This is a genomic window from Moorena sp. SIO3I6, assembly GCF_010672095.1.
This window is the reverse complement of record NZ_JAAHHU010001119.1, coordinates 1-1,658: the sequence shown is the minus strand read 5'-3', so window position 1 is coordinate 1,658 and position 1,658 is coordinate 1. Positions and strand designations below refer to the sequence as shown.

At 39.3% G+C, this 1,658-nt stretch carries 2 protein-coding genes; both read right to left on the bottom strand.

What is annotated here, in order from left to right; genetic code table 11:
* The coding region (locus F6K49_RS46775; RefSeq protein WP_293109315.1) for an oligosaccharide flippase family protein at nucleotides 1–289 on the bottom strand (289 nt) is incomplete at its 3' end.
* 1,080 nt (nucleotides 290–1,369) lie between these two features.
* The coding region (locus F6K49_RS46770; RefSeq protein ID WP_293109312.1) for a sensor histidine kinase at nucleotides 1,370–1,658 on the bottom strand (289 nt) is incomplete at its 5' end.

Below are 1,658 nucleotides of genomic sequence, written 5' to 3'. Positions count from 1 at the left end.
AAATTCCTCGTAAGCGCCCCCAATCTTCCCGGACTCGGTACTCAGCCATAAAACGTAAAACCGTTCGGGGAAAACCGAATCCACTGGGAATTGCTAATAGAGCCGATAGAGCCAAGACAAAAGCGTATATTCCATATTCCACTTTTCCCATCCAACGGGCTAGAAAAACCTGAGCTATGTAGGTTAATAGTACTCCCAAAATTTGTAAGGTTAAAGCTGTTAGAGTCCCTTTTGCCAAGTCGTTGAGTCTGACTTGATAACTTGTCCCTGTCTGAGTTGATTGAATCATTAAGGTGAGTACAACTTAAGTTAACTAATTTTACTAATTTTTCATGGACAATAATCCCACATTTATCACAATTGATTAGAGACTTATGTGTGATTGAAATAGTTTTTCACCTCTTAGAAACCTATACTGAGGCTGAAAACTGATGAATATATTGGTAAAGTTTACCCTTGCCCAGCCTACAAGATGTGCCCTTGCTATAAAGGTCTTTGCCATTTTTGAGGATCCCGCTTAATTTGAAAACAATAATAATAACTATTATTATATCTTTGACTATCTATGTAGAAGAAACTGTAAGGAAAGTTACGAATTAATTTCCGTCTCACTTTTTGATCAACTAAAGGAGAAGCTAAAGGATTTCTTTGACTAGTGGCAAAACTGGCATCAACGACTCGAATAAATTCAGAAACCAAGCTAGTATTTTGCTCCTCATACCAGTTATAAGCGTATTCTAAATCCTGCTATGCTTCTGGTCAAATTAAAACTTGATATGTCATTAGTGATTAATTAGTCGGCAACCCGCTGGGTTTATCGCTCCCTTGCTACTACCATCCATTTACGTCGTAGATTAATTGGTGATACCGACGAATTCTCACCTGTTGTAGGCCAGCTGCAATATCATAACACAAACAAAAGAAATGAAACGCCGAATCGCTCAATTCGTTTATGTGAGGGGATTGGCTAACCCCATATCTCAAGCTAGGTGCTTGAGCCAATCCCCTCACACTCCCCGATTTTCCGGTCACATAGCGCTCCATCCCTTCGTCACTTTTTATTGGTGCTCTGGATGAGGATAATCAGGATAATCAAATTGTAGTGAGTATTCACCTATCAAGTGAATGGTGATAGCTGAATACTGATACCTGAATGATTACCTTTGCGATTGGCCTACGGCCACGCTACGGGAACGCATCTTAATTCTTAATTCTTAATTCTTAATTCTTAATTCTTAATTCTTAATTCTTAATTCTTAATTCTCAATTCTCAATTCTCAATTCTTAATTCTCAATTCTCAATTCTTAATTCTCAATTCTCAATTCTTAATTCTCAATTCTCAATTCTTAATTCTCAATTCCCTAAAACCTAATACGGTAAACTAACCGTAAATGTCGTACCCTCTCCCAACTGACTCTTGAGAGAAATCTCACCACCATGAGCGTCCACACACTGTTTAACAATAGCTAGCCCTAAGCCACTACCAGGAATTGTGCCAACATTGCTAGCACGATGGAAAGGCTCAAACAGTTGCGGTTGGTCTTCTGGGGGAATGCCCATCCCCTGGTCTTGAATCCGGAAGATAACACATTCTGTCTGAGCAATCAGTTCAAACTGAACGGTTCCCCCTGTGGGTGAGTACTTAATAGCATTGGTC